The following is a 21619-nucleotide window of genomic DNA, read 5'->3' as shown; positions in this document are numbered from 1 at the left end:
CTAGTGGGTCGCCCAGATCGCCAGATGCTCGACCACCGGCCCCAGCGCCAGCGCTGGCAGGTAGGTCAGTGCACCGACCAGCAGCACGCTGCCGATCAAGAGGCCGATGAACAGCCCGTCGTGGGTCGGCATCGAGCCCAGAGTCGGCGACAGCCGTTTTTTCGCCGCCAGCGAGCCGGCCAGCGCCAGCACCGGCACGATCACCGCGAAGCGGCCCAGCCACATCGCGATGCCCAGCATGGCGTTATAGAACGGGGTATTGGCCGACAGCCCGGCGAAGGCGCTGCCATTGTTGTTGGCCGCCGACGAAAACGCGTACAGCACCTCGGAAAAACCGTGCGCGCCCGGATTGGCCAGGCCAGCCAGCCCCGGTGCCACCACCACCGCCACGGCGGTACCGGCCAACACCAGCAGCGGGGTGACCAGGATGGTCAGCGCCACCATTTTCATGTCGAACGGTTCGATCTTCTTGCCCAGGTATTCCGGGGTGCGGCCAACCATCAGCCCGGCGACGAACACCGCCAGCACCGCGAACACCAGCATGCCGTACAGGCCGGAGCCGACACCGCCGAACACCACCTCGCCCAGCTGCATCAGCAGCATTGGCACCATGCCACCCAGCGCGGTGAACGAATCGTGCATCGCGTTGACCGCGCCGCAGCTGGCGGCGGTAGTGACGGCGGCAAACAGGCTGCTGCCGGCGATACCGAAGCGCATGTCCTTGCCTTCCAGGTTGCCGCTGCCGCCGTCGGCGCCCAGTGCGGCCAACAGCGGATTGCCCTGCGCCTCGAACCAGGCGATGGCGCTGGCGGCGACGACGAACAGCACGCTCATCGCGATGTAGATCGCCCAGCCCTGGCGGCGATCGCCGACCACGCGGCCGAAGGCATGGCACAGCCCGGCCGGGATCAGGAAGATGGCCAGCATCTGCAGCAGGTTGGACAGCTCGGTCGGGTTCTCGAACGGATGCGCGGAGTTGGCATTGAAAAAGCCGCCTCCATTGGTGCCCAGCAGCTTGATCGCCTCCTGCGACGCCACCGGCCCCATTGCCAGCGTCTGCCCGTGGCCGGCCAGCGCCTCGAAGCCGAGGTAGCCGGACAGGTTCTGCAGCACGCCCTGGCTGACCAGCAGCAGCGCCAGCACGATGGACAGCGGCAGCAGCAGGTACAGCGTGATGCGCAGCACGTCGGCCCAGAAATTGCCGATGTCGCCGCTCTCGCGCCGCGCAAAGCCGCGCATCAGCGCAAACGCCACCGCGATACCGGTGGCCGCGGACAGGAAGTTCTGCACCGCGAGGCCAGCCATCTGCGTGAGATAGCTCATGGTCGTTTCGCCGGCATAGCCCTGCCAGTTGGTATTGGCGACAAAGCTCACCGCGGTGTTGAACGCCGAACCGACCTCCACCGCGCCCAGCTGCTGCGGATTGAACGGCAGCGCACCCTGCAAGCGCTGCAGGCCGTACAGCAACACGGCGCCCAGCACATTGAACGCCAGCAGCGCCAGCGTGTAGTCACGCCAGCCCATGCCGGCATCGTTCAGCCCCAGCCGGCGCAGCAAGGCGGCGTCAAACGCCTGCCAGCGACGCGGCAAGCTGCCGCTGGCCAGCGGTGCCAGCCAGGCACCCATCGGCCGCACGCTCAGCGTCAGCAGCAGCATGAACAGCGCCAGCAACCAGAAAAAAGCGGTCATCATCACATCTCCTCCGCATGCAGCAGCGCGAACAGCAGCCACACCGCCAACAGCAGCGCCACCAGCGCGCACAAACTCGATAGCACGCTCATCGCGCCACCCCCTGCGACGTGGTCGCATACAGCCGCAGCAGGCCGAGCACTGCCAGATACAGTGCGGCCAACCCTGCCAGCCAGATCAGGTCTTGCATCACATTCCCCTTGTTGGTCACAGACACTGCCACTGTAGGTTTTGCGGTGCAAAAAAGCGGTTAAAAGGCCGGGCGGCGGTATAAACGGGATATAAAAATATGATGCTTTTGGCGTAGCCGGCGGGGTATCGGGGGAAGCGGCGGTCGGAACAAGGCGCGATCCGGCCGCAGTGCATCTCGGCCGGATCGGTCCGCATCCTGGCGTAGCCAGCCAGTGGCAAGCGCCATGACTGCGCGGACAATGGCGGCATTGGTCAGCCCGCACAGGAGAGCAACATGAACACACAGCACATCCGCCCCGCCGGTTTCACCGCCGAGCGCGCCTGGGGCGCGCGCACCATCGCCTGCATGAACGGCATCAGCACCCGCCTGCACTGGACCGACCAGCCCTACCGCTGGCACATCAACGACGGCGAGGAAGTGTTCGTGCTGCTGGACGGGGCGGTGGACATGCATGTGCGCGACGCGGACGGCAGCGTGCGGGTGATCGCGCTGCAGTGCGGCGACATCTTCTACGCCGGCGCCGGCTGCGAGCACGTCGCCCATCCGCACGGCGAGGCGCGCATTCTGGTGATCGAACAGGAAGGCAGCGTCTAGCCGCGTCGGCGTGGTGGATGCTGGGTTTGGCACCGAACCGCCACGCTCACGCGGCCGGCACGGTGCCGAGCCGGCTTGCGGCCAACGTTGGCCGCAAGCCGGTTTCAGCAGCCGGTTTCAATCCAGCGGCGTGTTCATCAGCGCGATCGATTGCCCGATCATGCGCGCCTTGCGCAGCCATTCGTCGGCGTCGGGCGAGGCGACATGGCGGCGTACGATGGGCTCGAACAGCGCCAGCCACTCGTCGACCAGCGCCGGGGTGACGCCGATGTCGAGGTGTTTGCGCGCCACGTTGTACTGGGTGTCGAGGTAGGCGTCGCCGCCGAGCAGCGTCCACCAGAAGTGGCCGATGTGCGCCTCGTGCTGCGGCCAGTCGTGCACCACCGCGAAGATCGGCGCCAGCTGCGGATGGACGCGGATCTGCGCGTAAAACTGGCGGCTGACGGTGTCGATCGTCTCGCGGCCGAGGCGCTGGGCGATGCTGCTCATGGCGTCGCCTTCTGCCAGTAGTTTTCGAACAGCATGTTGCCGCTCAGCCCGCGCCGGCACGGGGTGAAGCCGCGCTCGTTGAGCAGCGCGCGCATGTCGGCGGTGAAATCGGGGTTGCCGCACACCATCACCCGGTCACGCTGCGGATCGAGCGGCGTCATCGCCAGATGCTGTTCCAGCGCGCCGCTCTTCAACAGTGTCGGGATGCGCTCGTGCAGGCCGCCGGCCACCTCGCCGCGCGTCACCACCGGTACGTAGTGGCAGTGCGCGTGTTGCGCCGCCCAGGCGCGGCATTCGGCGTCGTAGGCCAGATCCGCCGCCTCGCGCACGCTGCACACCAGGTTGACGCGGGCAAAGCGCTGCAGCACGCCCTGCTGCCGCAGCATGGCCAGATAGGGGCCGATGCCGGTGCCGGTGGCCAGCAGCCACAGCACCTCGCCGTCGGCCAGGCTGTCGGCCAGGAAGAAGCCCATCGCCGCCTTCGCCATCAGCACCGTGTCGCCCGGCTGCAGCGCGCCCAGATGCGGCGACAGCGCGCCGCCGGGGATGACGGTAAAAAAGTATTCCAGCCACGGCTCGTGCGGCGCCGACACGATGGAATAGGCGCGCCACACCGGCTCGGCCAGTGCCGGCACCGACAGCCGCGCGTAATGTCCGGCCTGGAAGGCAAAGCCTTCCGGCTTGCTGGTCAGCAGGGTGACGCCGCGCGCGGAGCAGTGCTGCACGCGGATCACTTCCGTTTCTACGATGTTCATCTTGATTTCCCGTCACGGCCGGCTAATTGAAGATGTTTAAAATATACACTTTAACCATCACAATAAAAACGCTGACACGAGCAGGGACAAGCCGCCCGCTCCGCTTGTTGCCGGCAGCAAAACGCCCCGCGCAGGCGGGGCGTGACGGCAAACGCGGCATCAAGCCGCAAAGGTTCAGAGCCTGTTCACGATCTCGCACGCTCACGCGAGACAAGGCGAAAACGGCTGAGGAAGCGGCGTTGAGCTGGATATAAACAAGCATGCCGAAGGCGTACTCACCATGTAACGTTTCACGAAGCGCAGCAGATCGTGGACTGGCCCTCAGGCCGGCGGCGCGGCCTCCTCCGCCGGCTCTTCCGCCCGTTCCCGCGGCGGGATGAAGAACGCCTTCGGCCCGCGCAGGAAGCGCTTGAGCACCGCCGGCAGCAGCGGCAAGGCGTCGCTGCCGCGCAGCTTGCGCGAGCGCAGTGCCACCCACAGCGCCAGGCTGAAGCTGACCAGCAGGTTGGTCATGCCGATCAGCGCCACCCCAGCCACCGACCACAGCACCGTCGCCAGCGGCAGCGCGTAGTCGTAGGTGACTGCGGCGTAGGACAGATAGGCCGAGGAGAAGGTGATGTGGCGGATATCCAGCGGCAGGCCAAGCAGAAAGCCGATGGTGCCGGTGACGCCGAGGAACATGCCGAAGTAAAAATTGCCGGCCAGGCCGCCGAGGTTGTGCTCGACATAGTGGGCAAAGCGGCGGGTGCGCACCTCGCCCAGCAGCCGGTTCAGCCACGGCACCGCGGCCAGCCGCTGCGGGATCTGGCGGTAGATCGCCTTGTTGTCGTAGTAGCCGGCGATCAGGCCGGACAGGAACAGGTACACACCGGCAATGGCGGCGTGGAACAGCGCCAGGCTGGACAGCGGATGCAGGTCGTGCAGCAGGTGCGCCGCCTTGCCCTCGTTGATCACCGGTGTGCCGGCCAGCCACAGCCAGGCCTCGGCGATCGCCCACGCCACCGGGATGGCCAGCAGCACGTTGCCGAGAATGGCCACGAACTGGGTGCGCATCACCTTCACCACCAGCTCGGCCAGTTCGGCCATGTCGGCCTTGCCGCCGGCCTCGTGGATGGCGGCGGCGATGCGTGCCGCCGTCATCGCCGGCTGCTTGGTGGCGATGGTGAAGTGCAGCACGTGCACCAGCATGAAACCCAGCGAGTAGTTGAGACCGAAGGCCAGCGCCTCCCAGATCAGCGGCAGGTGCAGCGTGGCGATCAGCAGCTTGAACAGCGCCATGAAGCCGACGATGACGCCGGCGCCCATCGCCGCCTTGCCCATCGCCAGCCACTGGCTGCGGTTTTCCGCGATGTAGTGCTCGCCGTGGCGGCCGGCGTGTTCGGTGACCTGCCGCGCCAGCAGCTCGGTATTGCTGGCGAACACGTCGCGCAGGCTGTACTTGCGGTTTTCCGCGCGCACCAACTCGGCCAAGAGGTGAAACAGCGTGGCGTCGCGCGCCGGGCTGCGCTCCGGGTCCAGCAGTGCCAGCAGCGTGCGCAGGCGCTGGATGTGCTGGCGCAGGCGGGTGACGTGGTAGGTCAGGCTCACCGACACGCCACGGTTGGCCGCCGCCTTGCGCAGGCGGGCGATCACGTCCTCGCACTGCTCCAGCAGCACCAGCATCTGGCGGTCGTCCTCGTCGGGGCAGGTCTCGTCCACCATCGCCGCGCGCGCCGATTCGACATAGCGCTGCGCCTCGGCGGACAGGTGCAGGAACGGCGACTCGAAGCGCTCGATGTCGGGATAGGTCTTCACCAGCTCCGGCTCCAGCCCGATGGCGGTAATGCGCGCCGTCAGCACCTGCACCGCCTCCAGCAGCTGCAGCCGTGTCGGGTTGGCGACTATCTGCCGCTCCTCGTCCCACGCCAGCGCCTGCCACAGCTCCTGCCACACTTCCTGCGACAGCGCGGCCACCCAGCGGTAGTCCTCGCGCTGGCAGAAGATCACGCCGAACTGGTCGGCCAGGTGGGCGCCTGAGCGTGCCGGCGGCAGCAGGCGCTCGCCGATGCGACGGCGCAGCGCCTGGGAAAAGGTCTCGTTGGACAGCGTGCCGGTATCGGTATACAGCTGCACCTGGCGGGTGGAGCCGAGCAGGTCGATCAGCGCCTGGCGCAGACCGGCGCGGTAGCTGGCGTGGCGCGACAGCAGATAGGTCAGCGCGCGTAGATTGCTGGTGGCCTGCACGAAATCGCCGGCGTCTTCGGGGCGGACCTGCGCCACCAGCCGCGCCAGATACGGTACCGGCGGGGCATCACTGTGGCGGTTGGCCAATTGGGAAAGTATTTGATCCATAAGTCATCCGTTGGACAGTTTGCGTCACGTTTGACACGTTGCGATGGGAGGGTGCCGCGGCGGGCAATGGCGGCACGAACTGCAGGGTATAACAGCGTCTGACCGCGCGTCGCGTCAAAAAATTCCAGCAGGATAGCGGCCCGCCCGCTAGGAACGCCAATCAAAATCAGGATTTTTTATTTTTAATCAATCACATAGTGCGGCACAACATTTTTTGCAATGCAGCAACAATCGCTCCCCGCCTCCATCAGGCTCAAGCCAGCGCCTCGGCCAGCGCGGCGGTGGCGTGCGTCAGCTCGGCGACCACCGCATCGGCAAAGGCACCGGTCAGCGGCGTAGCCGGGCGGAACTCCGGCAGCACCAGGCTGACGCGGAACGGCACCGACACCGCGAAGCGGCGCAGCTGCACCCCCTGCCCGGCCAGCGACAAGGCGGTCAGCGGGTTGACGATGGCCACCCCCAGCCCAGCGGCCACCATCGCGCACACCGCCACCGCGCTGTGCGTCTCCAGCAGCATCTGTCGCGCCACGCCGGCATCGGCAAACACGCGATCCAGCTGCACGCGGTAGGGATCGTCCGGCGACAGGCTGACAAAGGCCTGGCCGGCAAAATCCTGCGGCGCCAGCACCGTGCGCGCCAGCAGCGGATGGCCGTCCGGCAGCACGCACACCTCGTCGGCCAGCCATTGCGCCTGCAGCCGGGTGCCCGGCGGCGCGGCCTCGTGCTCGGTCAGTCCCAGATCGTAGCGCTGCGCCGACAGCCATTCTTCCAGCAGCGGCGACTCCTGCGGCGTGATGGCGATGCCGACGCCGTGGTGGCCGGCGGCAAAGCGGCGGCACACCGCCGGCAGCAGCGCGTGGGCGAACGCCGGCAGGCACAGCAGCGACAGCTGCCCGCGATCCTGGCGCCCAAGGTTGGCCGCCACGCCGGCGATGCGCTCCAGCCCGATATAGGAGCGCTGCACCTCGTCGAACAGCGCCAGCGCCGGTGCCGTCGGCTGCAGCCGGCCACGCTGGCGCTCGAACAGCGCAAAGCCCAGCAGCTGCTCCAGCCGTGCCAGCTCGCGGCTGACCGTCGGCTGCGAGGTGTACAACAGGCTGGCGGCGCCGGTGACGCTGCCGCTGGTCATCACCGCGCGGAACACTTCGATGTGACGATGGCTGATGCTCACGGCGCACTCCATATCAAAAATGAATTACCAGGCAAAATATTAGCATTTTACTGAATCACCCACCAAGGGCATGATGCCGCTAACGGTGGAGCACGCAGCGCGGCACAGACCGCAATCGTGTTCCCTTGCGGCCAACCCTGGCGCAAGCGCAACAGGCCGCCAAAACGCCGACGAGACAGAAGGCACCCTCAGCCTGGCGGGACGTACCCGCAGTTTGCCCCCGCCAGGCCCCCGATACCGCCGCCCCGCACCGCACGGGCCGGCTCCCAATCGCCAAGGATCATACAGAGATGCAGACCCCCGACACCGACCGCCTCGCCGCCATCGCCCAGCACTACGGCACCCCGCTGTGGACTTATGACGCCGCGGTCATCCGCCAGCGCATCGCCGCGCTGCGCCAATTCGACACCATCCGTTTTGCGCAGAAGGCGTGCAGCAACACCCACATCCTGCGCCTGATGCGCGAACAGGGGGTGAAGGTGGACGCGGTGTCGCGCGGCGAGATCCTGCGCGCGCTGGCCGCCGGCTATGACGCCGCCGGCGAGCCGTCCGGCATCGTGTTCACCGCCGACCTGATCGACCGCGACACGCTGGCGACGGTGATCGAGCACCGCATTCCGGTCAACGCCGGCTCCATCGACATGCTGCACCAGCTGGGCGCCGCGTCCCCAGGCCACCGCGTGTGGCTGCGCATCAACCCCGGCTTCGGCCACGGCCACAGCAACAAGACCAATACCGGCGGCGAGCACAGCAAGCACGGCATCTGGCACAGCGACCTGCCGGCGGCACTGGACGTGATCCGCCAGCACGACCTGCAGCTGGTCGGCCTGCACATGCACATCGGCTCCGGCGTCGACTACAGCCACCTGCAGCAAGTGTGCGGCACCATGGTCGAGCTGGTACAGCAGGTGAAAGCCCACGGCCACGACCTGCACGCCATTTCCGCCGGTGGCGGGCTGTCGATCCCGTACCGCGACGGCGACGCCAGCATCGACACCGACCACTACTTCACGCTGTGGGATGCCGCGCGGCAGGACGCCGCCGCCGTGATCGGCCATCCGCTGGCGCTGGAGATCGAGCCGGGCCGCTATCTGGTGGCCGAATCCGGCAACCTGCTGGCCGAGGTGCGCGCCGCCAAGGACGCCGGCAGCAACCACTTCGTGCTGGTCGACGCCGGCTTCAACGAGCTGATGCGGCCGTCGATGTACGGCAGCTACCACCACATCACCGTGGTACCGCAGGACGGCGTGCAGAAGCCGGAAAAAGACACCGTGGTCGGCGGCCCGCTGTGCGAATCCGGCGACGTGTTCACCCAGGGCGACGGCGGCGTGGTACTGCCGCGCCGCCTGCCGGCGGCCAATGTCGGCGACCTGCTGGTGTTCCACGACACCGGCGCCTACGGCGCGTCGATGTCCAGCAACTACAACACCCGCCCGCTGATCGCCGAGGTGCTGGTGGATGGCGATGCCGACCGCCTGATCCGCCGCCGCCAGACAGTGGAAGAGCTGCTGGCGCTGGAACAGCTGTAAGCCCGGCAGCAGGCAAATAAAAAGGTTGGCCGCATCGCTGCGGCCAACCTTTTTTCATGCCTGCGCCGATGGCTCAGCGCACGTGGATCTTCGCCTCGCCCTGCTGCAGGCTACCGATGATGCTGGCGTAGCCGAAGCCGGTGGCATGGAACTGCGCCAGCACGCTGTCGGCCGCTTCCGGCGCGACCGCCACCAGCAGGCCGCCGCTGGTCTGCGCATCGGCCAGCACCCGCAGCTGCCACTCGGCCACGCTGGCGGCGCAGTGCACGTCCTCGCCAAAGCTGGCCAGGTTGCGCTCGATGGCGCCGGGGCCGTAGCCTTTTTCCGCCCACGCCTGCGCCTCGCGGATCACCGGCACCTGCGCCATGTCCAGATGCGCGGCCAGTTGCGAGCCGCGGCAGATTTCCAGCAGGTGGCCGAGCAGGCCGAAGCCGGTGACGTCGGTCAGCGCGTGCACCTCGGGCATGGCCGCCAGCTGGCTGCCGACCTTGTTCAGCTGCGTGGTGGAGGCGATCAGCGCCTGATAGCCGGCGTCGTCCAGCTCGCCCTTCTTCATCGCCTGCGCCAGGATGCCGACGCCCAGGCCCTTGCCGAGGATCAGCACGTCGCCGTCTTTTGCATCGCAGTTGCGCTTGATCTGCTCGGGATGCATCAGCCCCATCACCACCAGGCCGTAGATCGGCTCCGGCGCGTCGATGGAGTGGCCACCGGCGATGGGGATGCCGGCCTCGCGGCATACCGATTCGCCGCCCTGCAGGATGTCGCGGATGGTTTCCACCGGCAGCGTGTTCACCGGCATGCCGACGATGGCCAGCGCCATGATCGGCGTGGCGCCCATCGCGTAGATGTCGGAGATCGCATTGGTGGCGGCGATGCGGCCGAAGTCGCGCGCGTCATCGACGATAGGCAGGAAGAAGTCGGTGGTCGCCACCAGCGCCTGGCTGTCGTTGAGGCGGTATACCGCGGCGTCGTCGCTGGTTTCGGCGCCGACCAGCAGCTCCGGGTACGGCAGCTTGTCGCGGGCGCCGGACAGGATCGCCTGCAATACCGACGGTGCAATTTTGCAGCCACATCCGCCACCGTGCGACAATTGCGTCAATCTGATTCCTGTCATGGCCCACGCCTTCCTATCTATGTTTTTCAAGCTCGCGACCGTAGCACAGCGCCACCAATTTGACGAGATCATCGACGTGCGCACCCCGGCAGAATTTGCCGAAGACCACATCCCCGGCGCCATCAACTGCCCGGTGATGAGCGACGAGGAGCGCGTGCGCGTCGGCACCCTGTACAAGCAGGTGTCGCCGTTCGAGGCGCGCAAGGTCGGCGCCGCCATCGCCGCGCGCAATATCGCGCGCCACCTCGACGAGCAGTTCGCGCGCCACCCCAAGTCGTGGCGGCCGCTGGTGTACTGCTGGCGCGGCGGGCAGCGCTCCGGCTCGATGGCCATCATCCTGGCGCAGATCGGCTGGGCCGCGCACCAGCTGGAAGGCGGCTACAAGGCCTATCGCCACCAAGTGCTGGAAGATCTCGCCACCCTGCCGCAGCAATTCCGTTTCCGCGTGATCAGCGGCCCCACCGGCAGCGGCAAGAGCCGGCTGCTGGCGGCGCTGGCGGCACAGGGCGCACAGGTGCTGGACCTGGAAGGTCTCGCCGCGCACCGCGGCTCGGTGCTGGGGCGGCTGCCGGACGTGATGCAGCCGTCGCAAAAGCGCTTCGACAGCCTGCTCGATGTCGCGCTGCAGGCTTTCGACCCGACGCGGCCGGTGTTCGTGGAGGCGGAAAGCAAGAAGATCGGCTTCGTGTCACTGCCGGACGCGCTGTACGGCCGCATGCACGACAGCGAGTGCCTGCAGCTGGAGGTGCCGCTGGCGGCGCGGGTGGAGTTCCTCAAGCGCGACTACGACTTCTACCTCAGCGAGCCGGAACGGCTGGTGACCCAGCTGGGCTTCCTGCGCAATGTGCACGGCAAGGCACAGCTGGAGGCGTGGGCGGCGATGGCACGCGGTGGCGATTTCGACACCCTGGTCGGCGAGCTGCTGACCGGCCACTACGACCCGCTGTACCTGCGCTCGCAGGGCAAGCACTACACGCAGGCGGTGCAGCCGCTGACGGTACCGGCACTGGACGACGCCACGCTGCAGCAGGTGGCCAGCCAACTGGCCGGCTGAGGCCGCCCCCGGCCGCAAGGTTGGCCGCAACGCGTCAAGCTTGCGGCCAACCTTGGTGATTTGCCGGCCATGAACACCCGCCGATTGCCGGCAGCATCCCTTACCATCACCGCATCCCGCCTTTGCAAACGGCCGCATGAAACTCGATCTCTACACCCTGTATGTCGGACACGTCACCACCTTTGTGCTGATGACCACCATCCTGCTGCTGATCGGCCTGCGCTATCGTCAGGAGCAGGCGCTGCGCATCTGGGGCGTGGCCGGCGTGCTGGCCTGCGCCGGCATCGCGCTGATCGCGCTGCGCCCCTACCTGTCGCCGTGGCTGGGCGTCGGCCTCGCCAACTGCCTGCTGTTTTTCTCGCTGATGCTGACCTGGGTCGGCGGTGTGGCGCTGGAGCACACGCGGCTGCCGTGGCGGCCGGGACTGCTGCTGGCGGGCGCGGTCAGCGGTGTGTTCCTGCTGCTGCCGTTCGGGCCCGAGGCCTTCGCCTGGCGCATCCTGCTGTTCAGCGCCGCCTACCTGCTGTTCCACGCGCTGCTGTGGCGCAGCCTGCGCCGCAGCCCGCACCAGGCGCGGCTGGGCTACCGTCTTGGCCGGCTGATCGTGCTGCTGCTGATGCTGACCTACAGCGTGCGCCTGCTGTACTCCAGCGCCGTCAGCAGCGGCTGGCTGGCCAATTCGGCGCTGTTTGCCTACCTCGACTACCAGGCGATGTGGCTGGAGTATGCCAAGCTCCTGTGCTTCATCTTCATCTGCTTTGAGCGGCTGGAAATCCGCCTCTACCAGCAGGCGATGCTGGACAGCCTGACCGGGCTGGCCAACCGCCGCGCCTTTCACGAGCAGGCCGAGCAGCGGCTGGCGGCCAATCCCGATGCGCCGGTGGCGCTGCTGGTGATGGACCTGGACTGGTTCAAGCGCGTCAACGACAGCCACGGCCACCTCGCCGGCGACGAGGTGCTGGTGCACTTTGCCGCGCTGCTGGATCGCCACTTCGGCCATTTCGATGCGGTGTACGGCCGCAACGGCGGCGAGGAATTCTCGGTGCTGCTCAGCGGCAGCGCGGTGCCGCACGCGCCGGTGCTGGCGGAAACGCTGCGCCAGACCCTGGCCGCCGAGCCGATCACCACCAGCGACGGCAACACGCTGCAGCAGACGGTGAGCACCGGGCTGGTGGTCGCAGCGCGCGGCCGCACCCCGCTGCGCGAGCTGTTCCTGCAGGCCGACCTGCAGCTGTACGCGGCCAAGGAACAGGGCCGCAACCGGGTCTGCGTCAGCGCGCTGTAACGCTGAGCGCGGCGGCGGACGATGGCGCCAGTGCCAGCGGCGCCGAGGCCAGCGCCGCGGGCGGCGGCAGCCGCAACCAGCCCAGCACCCGCTCATCGGCCAGCCACAGCCGCGCGCCATGGCGCCGGTACGGAAACGCCTCGCGCGACGACAGCAGCGGCCCGGCGTTCTGCTGCACCACGATCACCGCGTGGGCATTCACCTCCGCCACGATGGCGACATGGCCGTAGGGATTGAACAGCGACGGGCCGAACACCAGGATGTCTTCCACCCGCGGCGGCTCGCTGCCGTCATTGGCAAACTGCAGCAGGCCGCGCTGGCGGTTGAGCGCGCCGCTGGCCAGCCCCGGCTGGAAGAACGCCTTCGCGTGGCCGTAAGCGTCCGCCATGCGGTGGCCGAAGCGGGCGTGGTAGTAGCGTTTCACGAACTCCACGCACTGGTACTTGAGGCCGAGATTGTAGCCGTCGGCCGTCAGATGGCGGCCGTGGGTTTCATTGACGCCACCGTTGTAGTACACCGCCACGCCGTTGAAGCTGTCGATCACCGCGCCGCGCGCCGCCTTGGCGTTCAGCGCCATCCGTGTCAGCGCGTACTGCGCGCCGAACAGCAACGCCGCCAGCAACAGCAGCGCCAGCCCCAGCCTGATTGCCCTCTTCACCCGCCACCCCCGTCCGTGACTGCGGCCAACGTTGGCCGCAAAGCCGGCAAGCATCGCGGGTTTACGATGCAAAATCAATATCACGTTCAAATAGCGGCTGAGCCGGCGGCAGCGCGGGCCTGGCGTGACCGGCAGGCAGCGCCGCGGCTAGCGGCATGAAAAGACCCCTGTCCGGACTGGCAACAGGGGTCACGCCACCCGGAGGTGGCCGCGGACGATGTTTACTTGACCTGCATGTCGTCTTTGACCGACTTCACGCCACTGATGCCACGGGTCAGCTGCACCGCCCGGTCGGCATCCGCATCCGAACGTACAAAGCCGCTCAGCTGCACACGCCCCATATAGGTTTCGACGTTGATTTCGGTCACTTTCAGCACCGGATCGTTGAAGATCGCGGTTTTCACGCGGCCGGTAATCACGCTGTCGTCCATGTACTGGCCGGTGCTTTGATGTTCGCGGGTCGCGGAACAGGCCGCCACCGACATCAGCGAGGCGACCACGAAAAACGCGGACAGATACTTGTTTAATGCTTTCATGATGGATGCTCCACAATGGTTGCGCGTGCCGGCGGCGTGTTGCTGGCCAGCCGGCCACCACTGCCGCCATCCGCGGCTCAATAGCGCGCGGCGGGCAGCAGTTTGCAGGGTTTAACGCGGCGGGGCGGCAGCGTTGCCACTCGCCGCCGCCGTCGGCATCAAGACTCGGAATCGGAGTCCTTGTTGCTTTCCTCGAAACGGCGGATCTGATCCTCGGCAGCCTGCTTGGAGATGCCGTAGGCTTCCTGCAGCTTGCCGGCGAGGATGGTCCGTTTGCCGGCAATCACATCCAGATGATCATCGGTCAGATCACCCCACTGTTCGCGCACCTTGCCTTTGTACTGTTTCCAGTTACCTTCGATGATGTCCCAGTTCATGACTTGCTCCTTTTGACGCCGGATGCGGCTGACAAGATGGTCAAGTTGGCATCCGCTGCCCCCGGCACCGGCAGCGCGCACTACGTTCGTGCTGGGCCGCATCCGTACCGGACAGTGTCACCATGTTGCGGCCACGGCGCGGTGCTGTCGGTACGCTGCGCCACATTGTGGCCACACCGCTGCAACCGGCCACCACGGCCGCCGGCAGCACCGCGCGGCGGCGTGCCGTAACGGGCAGCCTGCCCGTCAGGCGTAGCTCCCTGTGCTGGCGCAGTGACGGGGCATAAATCGGCGGCGGCTGATCTATATTGCTTTTATGAGGGTCACCACCATCAGGAGCCGGCCATGTTCGCGACCATCACGCCACAGCAAAACCACCTGCTGGGCGCCCTGCCGGCAGAGGTGCTCGAGCGCCTGCTGCCCCATTTCGAGCTGATCGAGCTGCCGCTGGGCAAGGTGCTGTACGAATCCGGCGACGCCTTGCGCCACGTGTTCTTTCCCACCGATGCCATCGTGTCGCTGCTATACGTGATGGAAAGCGGCTCCTCGGCGGAAATCTCGGTGGTCGGCAACGAGGGCATGGTCGGCATCGCGGTGTTCATGGGCGGCGAAAGCACCCCCAGCCGCGCCATCGTGCAAAGCGCCGGCTACGCCTTCCGCTTGTCCGGCAGCCACTTCAAGAACGAGGTCAACCGCCACGCCGAGCTGCTGCAGCTGATGTTGCGCTACACCCAGGCGCTGATCACGCAGATGGCGCAGACCGCGGTGTGCAACCGCCACCACTCCATCGACCAGCAGCTGTGCCGCTGGCTGCTGCTGTCGCTGGACAGGCTGCCCAGCAACCAGCTGACCATGACCCAGGAACTGATCGCCAACATGCTGGGCGTGCGCCGCGAGGGCGTCACCGACGCCGCCGGCAAGCTGCAAAAGCTGGGCGTCATCGAATACAGCCGCGGCCACATCACCGTGCTGGACCGGCCGCAGCTGGAGCAGCTGTGCTGCGAGTGCTACGCGGTGGTCAAGAAGGAAACCGACCGCCTGCTGCCCTACACCGTCACCCCGCACCGCTAAGGCCACACGTCGCCGTCACGGCGTGCCGGACAGCGTTTCGTCGACAAAGCGCAGCAGCGCCGCCATCACCGTCAGCAGCACCGGGCCGATGATGATGCCGATCATGCCAAAGGCGGACAGGCCGCCGATCACGCCGATGAACACCGCCAGCATCGACACCGGCTCCCGGCTGGAAATCAGCAGCGGCCGCAGCAGGTTGTCGGATACCGACACCCCCAGCCCCCACACCAGCATGAAAATCGCCCAGCCCCACTGCGACATCAGCGCCAGCGCCAGCACCGCCGGCGCCCACACCAGCGCCGCGCCGCCCATCGGCAGCAACGCCAGCGAGGCCGCCAGCACGCCGAACACCACCGGCGACGGCAGGCCGCTGATGGCAAAGCCGATGGCGACCAGCACACCCTGCGCCAGCGCGGTCAGGCCGGTGCCGTAGACCACGGCGCGGGTGGTGTTGCCGATCAGCTGCAGCAGGCGGCCGCGCCGTTGCGGCTCCATCGGTACCAGCCGCACCGCGCGATTGAGCAACACGCGGCCGTCGCGCAGCAGGAAGAACAGCAGGAACAGCATCATGAAGAAGTGGATCACCATGTCGAGGGTGCCGAGCACCACCTGGCCGCCGGTGCTGGCCAGCGACTGCAGCAGCAGCCGGGCGCCGCTGTCCAGCCAGCCCTGCAGCTGATCGTGACTGGTGGTGAAATTGTGACGCAGCCACGCCGACAGGCTGCCGAGCAGCGGATAGCGCTCCAGCTGCATCAGCAGGTCGAGATCGAAACGCAGCGGCTGTTTTTGCAGGCGGGTGACCAGCTCGGCAAACTGGTTGGCAAAGGCCACGCCGAGGCTGACCAGCGGCCCGGCCAGCACCAGCGGCACCAGCACGGTGATGATGCCGGCGGACAAGCCGTCGCGCCCGCGCAGCTTGTGCGTCAGCCAGCGCTGCAACGGCGCCAGCAGAAAGGCCAGACAGATGCCCCACGCCAGCGCATCCCAGAACGGCGCCAGCATCCAGTACAGCGCCAGGCCGCACAGGGTGGCGACCGCGATGACAAAACCCTTGAGATAGAGATCCACGCTCGCTCCTCTGTGACGCCGGTGGCTCACCGCGGGCTGCAATTGACAAGCCGGACAGCGGGCGCGCGGCTGCGGCCAACCTTTGGCGGCTGAACCGCAGCGGCGCGCACCGCGTGCCGCGGCTTAAAGACGACCGGTGGTCAGCCGCACCAGGAACATCACGACGGCGATGACCAGCAAGATGTGAATGAAACCGCCGAGGGTGTATGACGACACCAGACCCAGCAACCACAGAATCAGCAGGATCACTGCAATGGTGGTAAGCATGCTTCGTACTCCTTTTCCGGCGCCGGCCCGCCAGCCGGAGCCGGCAACTCGGTTGCCGCCCCGGCGCAGTGCTCGGCGCATTGCCCTTTACTTCAGGAACCGGCCATGCTGCTGCCGTTCAAAACGCTTGATCAGCTGCTCGGCCTCGTTCCGGCTGATGCCGTAGGCCTCCTGAAGCCTGCCCGACAACGCCACGCGTTTGCCGGCAATCATGTCAAGACAATCGTCGGGCAGATTGCTCCACTCGGCTTTCACCTTGCCCCTGAATTCCTTCCAGTTTCCCTCTACCCTGTTCCAGTCCATTATTGTTCCTTCCGCATGGTGCCCGGATGCTGGCATCGCCAGTCAGGCCGCCAATGATGCAGCCGGCCGTGCACCGCGGGTGCACTCATGCAAGGACAGGATACTGCGGCCAAGGTTGGCCATCGTTTGTGCTGCGCTGATGGATAAGCCGGTTACAGGTTCAAGGATAGTCAGCGCCGGCGGCCCTGTCGGTACGCTGGCAGACATAGTTTGATGATAGTCCGCCACGCGCTGCCTGCTGCGGCTCAAGGCTCGGCCGCCGGTGCCGGCACCACGACCACCACATCGCCCCCCGTTTTGCCGCGCTCGCCAGTGTCACCGGTCGCACCGGTATCTCCTGTCGCGCCGGTATTGCCCGTCGCGCCGGCACCGCCGGTGGCGCCGGTATCACCCGTGGCGCCGGTATCACCCGTGGCGCCGGTGTCGCCGCTATAACCGATGGCACCGGCAGGCCCCGAGGCGCCGGCCGGGCCAGCCGGCCCCGGCACCACCACGGTCGGCGCCGCCGGTTGGGTCACCACCACCGGCGTCGGCCGTTCGCAGGCGGTCAGGGCCAGCACCATCAGTGCCCCTGACATCTTCATCGAATTTTTCATGATCATTCCTTCGCTTGGGTTAAGGACAAGCCCAGGCGTGGACCAACCGCCGGCCTTGTCAGTCCAAGCTACGCTGTCGCGGCGGCGGCCACCGTTCGCTGGCATACATACCGCCACCGCGTGTGCTGTGGCGCGAATGGCCGATACTGATGGTGTGGATGGCGCCGACGGCGTTGGGTGCGCTGGCGAACAGACGGCGGCGCCGGTTGTCGTAGCATGGAATGGCACGCCCAAGGTTGGCCGCAGACGCCGGCCGTGCGCGGTGCACGATTGCAAAGGAGCGGAATATGCAACTCGGCCTGCTTGATCTGCCCTGGTGGGGCACACTGCTGGTCACGCTGGGACTGACCCACGTCACCATTGCCGCGGTGACCATCTTCTTGCACCGCCACCAGGCGCACCACGCGCTGGCGCTGCACCCGGTCGTCAGCCACCTGTTCCGTTTCTGGCTGTGGCTGACCACCGGCATGGTCACCCGCGAGTGGGTGGCGATCCACCGCAAGCACCACGCCGCCTGCGAAAGCGCGGACGATCCGCACAGCCCGCAGGTGTACGGCCTGCGTACGGTGTTGCTGCAGGGCGCCGAGCTGTACCGCCGGGCCGCCACCGACCCGGCGCTGCTGGAAAAGTACGGCCACCACACCCCCGACGACTGGATCGAACGCCACCTGTACGCCCGCTACAGCGCGCTGGGCGTGAGCCTGATGCTGGTCATCGACCTGCTGCTGTTCGGCCCGCTCGGCCTCAGCGTGTGGGCGGTGCAGATGTTGTGGATCCCGTTGTTTGCCGCCGGCGTCATCAACGGCGTCGGCCACTACTGGGGCTACCGCAATTTCGCGCCCGACGACTGCTCACGCAATGTCGTACCGTGGGGCATCCTGATCGGCGGCGAAGAGCTGCACAACAATCACCACGCCTATGCCGCCTCTGCCCGGCTGTCCAGCCGGCGCTGGGAGTTCGACATCGGCTGGCTGTACATCCGCCTGCTGGCCGCGCTGCGGCTGGCCACCGTGCACAAGCTGGCGCCGCCGCTGCGCTACAACCGCGCCAAGACGGCGTGCGATGCCGACACGCTGCAGGCGGTGATCGTACATCGCCATCACGTGCTGGCGCGCTTTGCCCGCCTGCTGCACCCCGTCGCCGTCGCCGAACTGGGCAGCGGTGCGGCGCTGCCACCGCCACTGCCGCACGCGGCGGTGCGCCAGTGGCTGCAACGCGGCAGCCGCGCCCTGCCGTTGCCGCAGCGCGCCGCGCTGGAACAGGCGCTGCGCCACAACCGCAAGCTGAACACCATTGAACTGATGCGACAGGATCTTACCGCCCTGTGGCGCCGTTCCGGCACCTCGAAGGAGCAGCTGCTTGCCCAGCTGGAAGACTGGTGCCGCCGCGCCGAGGGAAGCGGCATTGACGCGCTGCGGGAATTCTCCCGCGCGCTGCAAAGCTACGACTTATCGTTAGGAGAGACAAAATGAGCTTAGGAACCATACTGCTGATCGTGGTGGTGATACTGCTGATCGGCGCCATTCCCAGTTGGCCGCATAGCCGCAGCTGGGGTTACGGCCCCAGTGGCGGGCTTGGACTGGTCTTGCTGGTGCTGCTGATCCTGTGGCTGATGGGGCGCTTGTAGCCCGCCGGCCACCCCAGCCAGACAAAAGCGTCCCCGCACCGAGGTGCGGGGACGCTTTTTTGGGTGGCAGTCACCGTGGTTAAGACATCGTGGTACCGCGCACCAGCACCACCACGCGACGGTCCGGTGCCAGACAGGCAATCAGCGCGGCACGGTTTTGCAGTGCATTGCACTGCGCGCCGCTGACCGGCATCGCCTCACCGGCGCCCTCGACCGTAACCAGATTGCGCGGCACGCCGTTGCTGACCAGGAAATCGGCCACCGTCTGCGCCCGGCGACGGGACAGGTCAAGGTTGTACTGGTCGCTGCCGAGACGGTCGGTATGGCCGACGATGGACAGGCTGGCATCGGTCGCGGCTTCGGCACGGATCTGCCGCATCAGCGCGAACAGCGCCTGTTCGGCCCCCGGCCGCAGCAGCGCTAGGTCAAAGTCGAACAGGGTGTCGGCATTGAGCGTGAACGCGCGCGCCTGCGGCACCACGGCGGCCACTGGGGCCGGTGCTGGCGGCGGGGCCGGCTCCGTCATTGCCACCGGTGCCGGTGCCGCACGCGGCGTGCCGCCGAACTTGTACAGCACGCCCAGCGCCAGCTGGCCGTTGTTGGCACGCACGCCGGCGTCGTCCTTGCTGCCCAGTCGCCCGACCCACTGGTATTCCAGCCGCGTCGCCCAGTTGCGGTTGAGCGCGTATTCCAGCCCGACGGCAGCCAGCGGGGCGGTACGGTGCATATTGTCCCCGTTACCGCTCATGCGGCTGGCCATCACCCCGAGGCGGGTGTAGACATCAAACGACTCCGACACCGGCATGCCCAGCTTGGCCGCCAGCTGCAGGCCCTGCACCTTCAGGTCGGCATGGTTGGCCGCGCCGAAATCGAACTTGAGCTTGCCCAGATAATCGTAACCGGCCTCCACGCCCAGCCAGTCGTTGAACTGGTAGCCGAGGAACAGCCCGCCGGCGACGCCGGATTTGTCGACATGGCGCGGATTCATCACGCTGTCGCCGTACTTGATGCCCTGGAATTCGCCATGGCCGGCCTTGGCGCCGAAATACCACGGTTCGTCGGTCGAGGCGGCGACCGCACTGCCGGCAAGGCCAAGCAGCGCCAGTGCCACGGGAAGTTTTTTCGGTAGCATGTTGTTATTCCTCATTACTTTGAAACCATCAACAGCAGGCGGGCCCCGGCCGGCAATGCGACAAGCGCAACGCAATGGCAAGACCCATGGCGACGACACCGCGGCGGCGGCTGGCAGCAGGCTGCCTGGCAAAGCCACCAGCCGTGCTGGCGTCGTGAAGGAAACCACCCGCAACGGGTGGCCTCAGGGAAGGACGGCGCCGGCGCAATGACTGCGCCGGCGCCGGAATCGGCGACGCTGCCCGGCCACGACGGCCGGGGCAGGCCGTTCAGTTAACGGCGGTCATCCATTTCATGGCCGATGACACCGCCGATGGCGGCGCCACCCAGGGTACCGAGCGTACTGCCACCGGTCAGCACTGCACCGCCGATAGCGCCCACGCCAGCACCGACGGCGGTGTTCTGCCCTTGGCGCGACATGCCGGCACACCCACCCAGGCTCAGCAGCATGGCTACGCTGACTGCACCGAGTGTCAATCTCTGCATTGTTTTCATGGGGTTACCTTTTTCCTGAACAGGGTGTTTCGGGTGAGCCGCAGCGGCATGGACGTCGCTGACGTCCTGGCCGGGCTGACCGGCACCAGATGCGGGCCGCGGCTCACGTTGACTCCTTTGCGTGAATGGGCAGTGCCATGCCGGCAGGAGCCACCGCACGCACTGCTCGTCGCCAGCACCATGCGGCCGTCAGGCCGGTATGGCTCGCTGCAACAGGTGCAGTGGTATTGGCGCCAATGGATACAGCTTAAAAGCGCCACCTACAGGCCGTCTGTCTGCTAGCACACAGACAAGGGGAATCGCCACGGCATGACCGGCAAGTGGCTGGCCGCATGCGGTGCGGCGATCAGGAAAGGGAACGCGCGGGGAAAACGGAAGGAGGGCCGGCCGCGGGCGCCGGTCTGGCGCTTGGGCCCGGTTACGACATCAAGTGCCCCATCTCGTGGCCAGCAGCGGTCAGGCAGCTATGTATGGCAACGAACAGACTGCGGCCAACCCTGGCGCGATGATGATCCTGTCCGCGCCACAGCAACGCCGGCACAGGCCGCGTGGCCAGGCGCACCATCAGACAACCCCGGCATGCCACGCCACACCGCAATCTTTCAAGCCCTACCCCGCCCGCAGCGCCAGGCGCGACCGGACACCCCGGGCCAGCCCCGCCGTCGTCCACCTGCCCCCGGCAGACGCAGCCGCCCGCAGCGGGCCACAGGAGAGTCAACATGAAACGTATTCTGCTTGCCACGGCCATTGCCGCCGTCACCGTCATCGCCACCCCGGCCCTTGCTGCCGACGTTGGCGTCTCGATCAGCATCGGCCAGCCCGGCTTCTACGGCCGCCTCGACATCGGCGGCTACCCGCCGCCGCGCGTGCTCTACCGCGAGCCGATCGCCATCCGCCGTGTCCCTGTCGCCCGCCCGCCGATCTATCTGCGGGTACCGCCGGGCCACGCCCGCAACTGGGCGCGCCATTGCCGTACCTACAACGCCTGTGGCGAACGGGTCTACTTCGTGCAGGATCGCTGGTACAACAACGAGTACGTGCCGCGCTACCAGCGCTATCAGCGTGATCGCCAGCACCAGCGCCGCCAGCGCCAGGACCAGTACCGCTACGACAACAACCCGGACAACCGCGACTACCGCCAGCAAGGCACCGCGCCCTGGTACAACAACAATAACGACGGCTACCAGAACGACCGCTAAGCACCCTGCCGGCGGCATTGCCGCCCGGCGCTCCTGACCCTGCCGACCTCCTCGCCCGCGAGCAGGTCGGCAGCCGTTTGTGCCCGC

At 67.0% G+C, this 21619-nt stretch carries 24 protein-coding genes; 8 read left to right on the top strand and 16 right to left on the bottom strand.

Going from position 1 to position 21619, the window contains the following annotated elements:
* Complete coding sequence (kdpA, locus tag NOM55_RS01970; RefSeq protein WP_255907271.1) at positions 1-1692, bottom strand: potassium-transporting ATPase subunit KdpA; 1692 nt, start codon at positions 1690-1692, stop codon at positions 1-3.
* Between the two features lie 463 nt (positions 1693-2155).
* Here kdpA and NOM55_RS01965 point away from each other — a divergent pair, with 463 nt between their 5' ends.
* Positions 2156-2476, top strand: a complete 321-nt coding sequence (locus NOM55_RS01965; RefSeq protein WP_255907270.1) for a cupin — start codon at positions 2156-2158, stop codon at positions 2474-2476.
* A gap of 117 nt (positions 2477-2593) precedes the next feature.
* Here the strand turns inward: NOM55_RS01965 and NOM55_RS01960 are convergent, their stop codons facing one another.
* The 5 genes from NOM55_RS01960 to NOM55_RS01940 form a co-directional block, all read right to left on the bottom strand.
* Complete coding sequence (locus tag NOM55_RS01960) at positions 2594-2965, bottom strand: group III truncated hemoglobin (RefSeq protein WP_255907269.1); 372 nt, start codon at positions 2963-2965, stop codon at positions 2594-2596.
* Positions 2962-3720 carry a ferredoxin--NADP reductase gene (locus NOM55_RS01955; RefSeq protein ID WP_255907268.1) on the bottom strand — a complete coding sequence of 253 codons (759 nt, stop codon included), beginning with the start codon at positions 3718-3720 and terminating at the stop codon, positions 2962-2964. Before NOM55_RS01955 ends, NOM55_RS01960 begins: the two co-directional genes overlap by 4 nt.
* Before the next feature lie 22 nt (positions 3721-3742).
* Positions 3743-3982 carry a hypothetical protein gene (locus NOM55_RS01950; RefSeq protein WP_255907267.1) on the bottom strand — a complete coding sequence of 80 codons (240 nt, stop codon included), beginning with the start codon at positions 3980-3982 and terminating at the stop codon, positions 3743-3745.
* Positions 3983-4041: 59 nt separating this feature from the next.
* Entirely contained in the window at positions 4042-6051 is a 2010-nt protein-coding gene (locus NOM55_RS01945; RefSeq protein ID WP_255907266.1) for a site-specific recombinase, read from the bottom strand.
* 253 nt (positions 6052-6304) lie between these two features.
* Positions 6305-7222 carry a LysR family transcriptional regulator gene (locus NOM55_RS01940; RefSeq protein ID WP_120810109.1) on the bottom strand — a complete coding sequence of 306 codons (918 nt, stop codon included), beginning with the start codon at positions 7220-7222 and terminating at the stop codon, positions 6305-6307.
* A 290-nt stretch (positions 7223-7512) separates the two neighbouring features.
* On the opposite strand from NOM55_RS01940, the gene lysA reads away from it, so the two are divergent.
* Positions 7513-8751, top strand: coding sequence for a diaminopimelate decarboxylase (lysA, locus tag NOM55_RS01935; RefSeq protein WP_255907265.1), 1239 nt, complete (start codon positions 7513-7515; stop codon positions 8749-8751).
* A 73-nt stretch (positions 8752-8824) separates the two neighbouring features.
* Here lysA and selD read toward each other — a convergent pair whose 3' ends face one another.
* A complete protein-coding gene (gene selD / locus NOM55_RS01930; protein ID WP_255907264.1) occupies positions 8825-9865 on the bottom strand; it encodes a selenide, water dikinase SelD in 1041 nt (346 codons plus the stop codon).
* Positions 9866-9884: 19 nt separating this feature from the next.
* On the opposite strand from selD, the gene mnmH reads away from it, so the two are divergent.
* Entirely contained in the window at positions 9885-10919 is a 1035-nt protein-coding gene (gene mnmH / locus NOM55_RS01925) for a tRNA 2-selenouridine(34) synthase MnmH (RefSeq protein WP_255907263.1), read from the top strand.
* 136 nt (positions 10920-11055) lie between these two features.
* Positions 11056-12204, top strand: a complete 1149-nt coding sequence (locus NOM55_RS01920) for a GGDEF domain-containing protein (protein WP_255907261.1) — start codon at positions 11056-11058, stop codon at positions 12202-12204.
* On the opposite strand, the gene NOM55_RS01915 is transcribed toward NOM55_RS01920, so the two are convergent.
* The 3 genes from NOM55_RS01915 to NOM55_RS01905 all read right to left on the bottom strand — a co-directional run bounded on the left by NOM55_RS01915 (position 12191) and on the right by NOM55_RS01905 (position 13775).
* Positions 12191-12862 (bottom strand): CHAP domain-containing protein, encoded by a 672-nt coding sequence (locus tag NOM55_RS01915; protein WP_255907260.1) that lies wholly within the window; start codon positions 12860-12862, stop codon positions 12191-12193. The genes NOM55_RS01920 and NOM55_RS01915 overlap by 14 nt on opposite strands.
* 221 nt (positions 12863-13083) lie before the next feature.
* Positions 13084-13398, bottom strand: a complete 315-nt coding sequence (locus NOM55_RS01910) for a BON domain-containing protein (RefSeq protein ID WP_120810026.1) — start codon at positions 13396-13398, stop codon at positions 13084-13086.
* A 158-nt stretch (positions 13399-13556) separates the two neighbouring features.
* Positions 13557-13775: a CsbD family protein gene (locus NOM55_RS01905; protein WP_047967535.1), complete on the bottom strand. Its 219-nt coding sequence runs from the start codon at positions 13773-13775 to the stop codon at positions 13557-13559.
* A gap of 345 nt (positions 13776-14120) precedes the next feature.
* Between NOM55_RS01905 and NOM55_RS01900 the strand changes: the two genes are divergently transcribed.
* Complete coding sequence (locus tag NOM55_RS01900) at positions 14121-14846, top strand: Crp/Fnr family transcriptional regulator (protein ID WP_255907259.1); 726 nt, start codon at positions 14121-14123, stop codon at positions 14844-14846.
* Between the two features lie 15 nt (positions 14847-14861).
* Here the strand turns inward: NOM55_RS01900 and NOM55_RS01895 are convergent, their stop codons facing one another.
* The 4 genes from NOM55_RS01895 to NOM55_RS01880 all read right to left on the bottom strand — a co-directional run bounded on the left by NOM55_RS01895 (position 14862) and on the right by NOM55_RS01880 (position 17080).
* Positions 14862-15914, bottom strand: a complete 1053-nt coding sequence (locus NOM55_RS01895) for an AI-2E family transporter (RefSeq protein ID WP_255907258.1) — start codon at positions 15912-15914, stop codon at positions 14862-14864.
* A 123-nt stretch (positions 15915-16037) separates the two neighbouring features.
* Positions 16038-16181 carry a lmo0937 family membrane protein gene (locus NOM55_RS01890; protein ID WP_156168028.1) on the bottom strand — a complete coding sequence of 48 codons (144 nt, stop codon included), beginning with the start codon at positions 16179-16181 and terminating at the stop codon, positions 16038-16040.
* Between the two features lie 87 nt (positions 16182-16268).
* Positions 16269-16484, bottom strand: coding sequence for a CsbD family protein (locus NOM55_RS01885; RefSeq protein ID WP_255907256.1), 216 nt, complete (start codon positions 16482-16484; stop codon positions 16269-16271).
* A gap of 245 nt (positions 16485-16729) precedes the next feature.
* Positions 16730-17080: a hypothetical protein gene (locus tag NOM55_RS01880; RefSeq protein WP_255907255.1), complete on the bottom strand. Its 351-nt coding sequence runs from the start codon at positions 17078-17080 to the stop codon at positions 16730-16732.
* A 287-nt stretch (positions 17081-17367) separates the two neighbouring features.
* On the opposite strand from NOM55_RS01880, the gene NOM55_RS01875 reads away from it, so the two are divergent.
* Both NOM55_RS01875 and NOM55_RS01870 read left to right on the top strand, forming a co-directional pair.
* A complete protein-coding gene (locus tag NOM55_RS01875; RefSeq protein ID WP_255907254.1) occupies positions 17368-18552 on the top strand; it encodes a fatty acid desaturase in 1185 nt (394 codons plus the stop codon).
* Positions 18549-18707, top strand: coding sequence for a DUF3309 family protein (locus tag NOM55_RS01870; protein ID WP_120810032.1), 159 nt, complete (start codon positions 18549-18551; stop codon positions 18705-18707). Before NOM55_RS01875 ends, NOM55_RS01870 begins: the two co-directional genes overlap by 4 nt.
* A gap of 79 nt (positions 18708-18786) precedes the next feature.
* On the opposite strand, the gene ompA is transcribed toward NOM55_RS01870, so the two are convergent.
* Both ompA and NOM55_RS01860 read right to left on the bottom strand, forming a co-directional pair.
* Positions 18787-19839, bottom strand: coding sequence for a porin OmpA (gene ompA, locus NOM55_RS01865; RefSeq protein ID WP_255907253.1), 1053 nt, complete (start codon positions 19837-19839; stop codon positions 18787-18789).
* Between the two features lie 272 nt (positions 19840-20111).
* Positions 20112-20333 (bottom strand): glycine zipper 2TM domain-containing protein, encoded by a 222-nt coding sequence (locus NOM55_RS01860; RefSeq protein ID WP_047967529.1) that lies wholly within the window; start codon positions 20331-20333, stop codon positions 20112-20114.
* 719 nt (positions 20334-21052) lie between these two features.
* Here NOM55_RS01860 and NOM55_RS01855 point away from each other — a divergent pair.
* Positions 21053-21532 (top strand): hypothetical protein, encoded by a 480-nt coding sequence (locus NOM55_RS01855; RefSeq protein WP_047967528.1) that lies wholly within the window; start codon positions 21053-21055, stop codon positions 21530-21532.
* Positions 21533-21619 lie beyond the last annotated feature (87 nt).

It is taken from the genome of Vogesella sp. AC12, from assembly GCF_024437575.1.
In the GTDB taxonomy this organism is placed as follows: Bacteria; Pseudomonadota; Gammaproteobacteria; order Burkholderiales; family Chromobacteriaceae; genus Vogesella; species Vogesella indigofera.
This window is presented reverse-complemented; position numbering and strand designations above follow the sequence as displayed.

What these genes read in the sequence shown, in the direction of transcription:
- kdpA (WP_255907271.1), bottom strand. Translation starts at nt 1,692, where the DNA reads ATGATGACCGCTTTTTTCTGGTTGCTGGCGCTGTTCATGCTGCTGCTG.
- NOM55_RS01965 (WP_255907270.1), top strand. Translation starts at nt 2,156, where the DNA reads ATGAACACACAGCACATCCGCCCCGCCGGTTTCACCGCCGAGCGCGCC.
- NOM55_RS01960 (WP_255907269.1), bottom strand. Translation starts at nt 2,965, where the DNA reads ATGAGCAGCATCGCCCAGCGCCTCGGCCGCGAGACGATCGACACCGTC.
- NOM55_RS01955 (WP_255907268.1), bottom strand. Translation starts at nt 3,720, where the DNA reads ATGAACATCGTAGAAACGGAAGTGATCCGCGTGCAGCACTGCTCCGCG.
- NOM55_RS01950 (WP_255907267.1), bottom strand. Translation starts at nt 3,982, where the DNA reads ATGCTTGTTTATATCCAGCTCAACGCCGCTTCCTCAGCCGTTTTCGCC.
- NOM55_RS01945 (WP_255907266.1), bottom strand. Translation starts at nt 6,051, where the DNA reads ATGGATCAAATACTTTCCCAATTGGCCAACCGCCACAGTGATGCCCCG.
- lysA (WP_255907265.1), top strand. Translation starts at nt 7,513, where the DNA reads ATGCAGACCCCCGACACCGACCGCCTCGCCGCCATCGCCCAGCACTAC.
- selD (WP_255907264.1), bottom strand. Translation starts at nt 9,865, where the DNA reads ATGACAGGAATCAGATTGACGCAATTGTCGCACGGTGGCGGATGTGGC.
- mnmH (WP_255907263.1), top strand. Translation starts at nt 9,885, where the DNA reads ATGTTTTTCAAGCTCGCGACCGTAGCACAGCGCCACCAATTTGACGAG.
- NOM55_RS01920 (WP_255907261.1), top strand. Translation starts at nt 11,056, where the DNA reads ATGAAACTCGATCTCTACACCCTGTATGTCGGACACGTCACCACCTTT.
- NOM55_RS01910 (WP_120810026.1), bottom strand. Translation starts at nt 13,398, where the DNA reads ATGAAAGCATTAAACAAGTATCTGTCCGCGTTTTTCGTGGTCGCCTCG.
- NOM55_RS01905 (WP_047967535.1), bottom strand. Translation starts at nt 13,775, where the DNA reads ATGAACTGGGACATCATCGAAGGTAACTGGAAACAGTACAAAGGCAAG.
- NOM55_RS01900 (WP_255907259.1), top strand. Translation starts at nt 14,121, where the DNA reads ATGTTCGCGACCATCACGCCACAGCAAAACCACCTGCTGGGCGCCCTG.
- NOM55_RS01890 (WP_156168028.1), bottom strand. Translation starts at nt 16,181, where the DNA reads ATGCTTACCACCATTGCAGTGATCCTGCTGATTCTGTGGTTGCTGGGT.
- NOM55_RS01885 (WP_255907256.1), bottom strand. Translation starts at nt 16,484, where the DNA reads ATGGACTGGAACAGGGTAGAGGGAAACTGGAAGGAATTCAGGGGCAAG.
- NOM55_RS01880 (WP_255907255.1), bottom strand. Translation starts at nt 17,080, where the DNA reads ATGAAAAATTCGATGAAGATGTCAGGGGCACTGATGGTGCTGGCCCTG.
- NOM55_RS01875 (WP_255907254.1), top strand. Translation starts at nt 17,368, where the DNA reads ATGCAACTCGGCCTGCTTGATCTGCCCTGGTGGGGCACACTGCTGGTC.
- NOM55_RS01870 (WP_120810032.1), top strand. Translation starts at nt 18,549, where the DNA reads ATGAGCTTAGGAACCATACTGCTGATCGTGGTGGTGATACTGCTGATC.
- ompA (WP_255907253.1), bottom strand. Translation starts at nt 19,839, where the DNA reads ATGCTACCGAAAAAACTTCCCGTGGCACTGGCGCTGCTTGGCCTTGCC.
- NOM55_RS01860 (WP_047967529.1), bottom strand. Translation starts at nt 20,333, where the DNA reads ATGAAAACAATGCAGAGATTGACACTCGGTGCAGTCAGCGTAGCCATG.
- NOM55_RS01855 (WP_047967528.1), top strand. Translation starts at nt 21,053, where the DNA reads ATGAAACGTATTCTGCTTGCCACGGCCATTGCCGCCGTCACCGTCATC.